This window comes from Acetobacter pomorum, from assembly GCF_002738225.1.
Taxonomy (GTDB): Bacteria; Pseudomonadota; Alphaproteobacteria; order Acetobacterales; family Acetobacteraceae; genus Acetobacter; species Acetobacter pomorum.
In genome coordinates this window covers 1-2,340 of record NZ_PEBQ01000201.1, presented here as the reverse complement: position 1 = coordinate 2,340, position 2,340 = coordinate 1, and the positions used below count along the sequence as shown (strand labels likewise).

At 48.1% G+C, this 2,340-nt stretch carries 3 protein-coding genes; 1 reads left to right on the top strand and 2 read right to left on the bottom strand.

The features are described from left to right. Positions 1-369 precede the first annotated feature (369 nt). Positions 370-849, bottom strand: coding sequence for a hypothetical protein (locus CSR02_RS15365; RefSeq protein ID WP_143225634.1), 480 nt, complete (start codon positions 847-849; stop codon positions 370-372). A 187-nt stretch (positions 850-1,036) separates the two neighbouring features. Here CSR02_RS15365 and CSR02_RS15360 point away from each other — a divergent pair, with 187 nt between their 5' ends. Then, positions 1,037-1,312 (top strand): hypothetical protein, encoded by a 276-nt coding sequence (locus CSR02_RS15360; RefSeq protein ID WP_099542264.1) that lies wholly within the window; start codon positions 1,037-1,039, stop codon positions 1,310-1,312. A 687-nt stretch (positions 1,313-1,999) separates the two neighbouring features. Here the strand turns inward: CSR02_RS15360 and CSR02_RS15355 are convergent. Further along, positions 2,000-2,340, bottom strand: a 341-nt coding sequence (locus tag CSR02_RS15355; RefSeq protein WP_143225633.1) for an RNA-guided endonuclease InsQ/TnpB family protein, incomplete at its 5' end; no start/stop codon positions are given.

Genomic DNA, 2,340 nt, shown 5'->3' with positions numbered 1-2,340 from the left:
ACAGGCGTCATCAGAGCCATCACGAGGATCGCACCACTCACCTGAAGCGGTGTATACCCTCGTTCATCTCTTATTGATTGAAAGCCTGAAAGCCTGAAAGCCTGAAATTATAACATATTTTGTTGTTTAAGGAAATGCAAGTTGCGTGTATAAAGATGGTGAAGTGACGTCTGATTGATTTGCGCAATCTTGAGAAATAAGTCCCCTTATACCGCTTGCTAGTTTGGAAACGTATATGAGAGCCACTGTTATGCTTACTGTTATTCTGATGATACATGATTATTCCGCGGTTAAGAGTAATTTATGAGGAAGGCCCAAGTAGCCTTGCTTTCTTGTTTGCATTGCACAAGAAAAAGGTGGTGCCATCTGCTATTGGATTGACATCTCCTCGCTGATCACATGATTACCTGGGTCGCCACCAGCCGGGGATGTATCCGATGGCGTCCCGGGAGTTTCTAGTGTTCCGCCATAAAATGGATGACCATTAGCAGAGTTCGTTTTCGCACTTTGACAAATTGAAATGATGTCTAATTTTTCTGCTTCAGCATCTACATCTGGGCATCCGTTTGAAGAGGACATTTTATTCTCTCCATCAGCCAGAGCATTCTCCCAAACTGAAGTGGCTAGTTTTGTCGCGTCATCAGGATGCGAGATTTTAACTCCAGTGATAGTTGACCATTTTGCGATCACAAGAGAGGTGCAGCCCTTTATAGTCAGAGCCTTGCGCATGTTACATTTGGACTCTGCTCCAGCCAAAAAGGCCGATTTGGCGACAGTTTGCAGCAATATCTGTACAGAGTTTTGATCAATAATATTAGCTTGTTGAGCTGCGAGTTCCTCTGACGTCACGTGATCTTTTTTAGCTCCCAACGCTTGTGCTGAGTGCGAGCAAAATAGAAGGCAAAAAGTGGCGTATGCTTGGAATAGTCTGAATCCTCGCGAACGCGCGTGGCGCCTCCCCATGATCTATCCTTAAGCTTCCGTTTCTGCTCTCAATAGTGGTGGCAAATGAGCCCCCCCCATGAAGGGTAGCCATATGAAAATGATTTTTCCAGAAAAGAGCATTCGTGATAAAATTCGTTCAAGAAAATCTGCAAAGAAAGTGGGATTTTCTGTCCATGAAGAAGGGAGAGGCGGAGTGCTATACGTTGTCAAAGACGAACTAACACCTGAACAAAAAAGGCTGGTTAAGTTGTCATATTCAGGGAACATGAATTCTGAGGAAGCATTTCTAGCTGCATTAAGGGCGATTGGCACGCCAACTACAACTGCTGTCGTCAGGGACACTGAGGGTGCCGCACCTAAGGAGTGATAAGAGCTTGGCGCCAAAGTTGCCTCACAGTTCTTTAGTGAGGCCTGCGGGCAGGCTGGACATAGAGGAAGAGGAGGAGCCAATTAGAAAGCGTGCTCCACCAGAATTGCCTAGCTTATAGTCCAGTTGACTATCTACTTGGTTTAAAACGGCTTAGGTTGAGCGCGAAAATCGGCTGAAAGATCCGACCTGGGACAGATATAAAACCATCTGGAACCAACGTGGTATAGAAACCCTCTAGAGTGACGTTGGCGTCTATCCCATTAGACCATAATTCTCGCCTCACTCTATTAGTCTGACCTTATGGCCTTAGGGTAAGCGTAACAAAGAGAGTCCATTACATCTGCATCAGCCAATATGGCGCCGAGATTGCATGCTAGACACTCATGAAGAAGGTCTTGAGATGGGTTCGCCCTCATCGCCTCTTCATTCAAACGGGCCACAGACCCCTTCAAACTCTTTCTAAAAGAGGGAACTGTTCCGAGAATTAATCGGGATGCGAGTTCCACTTCATAACGTAGGTAATTTGATCCTTCAGAATTGTGATTTCTGAAGGCGTAACATTTATGGGCTTTGAGAAGGGCATTTGAAGACTCTCTCTCAGATGTGCCGGCTGGGGAATGGTATTCCATCACTACCTGACATGCTCACCGGCCTGAAGGTCGATGGTTCCGGTATGGGCATGCATTAAGCTGCCCTCCTGGTGCTTCCTGCTTCATTGGGCCGCCTGATGCGGTGTCCCTCCACAGGCATCAACGGGTAGTCCGCCCGCCGTAGGATGTTCTTTGCGGCGTTGATGTCCGCGTTTTCAGTGTGTCCGCAGGCGGTGCAGACGAAACGTGCCTGATTGGCCCTATTTGCCGGGTCCACACGTCCACAGACTGAGCAGGTCTGGCTGGTATAGGCGGCTGGCACTTCAACCAGTTTCCCGCCTCTATCTGCCAGCTTGTATCCCAACAGGGTGCGGAACATTCGCCAGCCCTGATCGAGGATGCTGCGGTTGAGCCCGGCCTTCTGCCGGACATTGC

Excerpts from the sequence above, each read along its gene's own strand:
- CSR02_RS15360 (WP_099542264.1), top strand. The coding sequence starts at position 1,037 with ATGAAAATGATTTTTCCAGAAAAGAGCATTCGTGATAAAATTCGTTCA.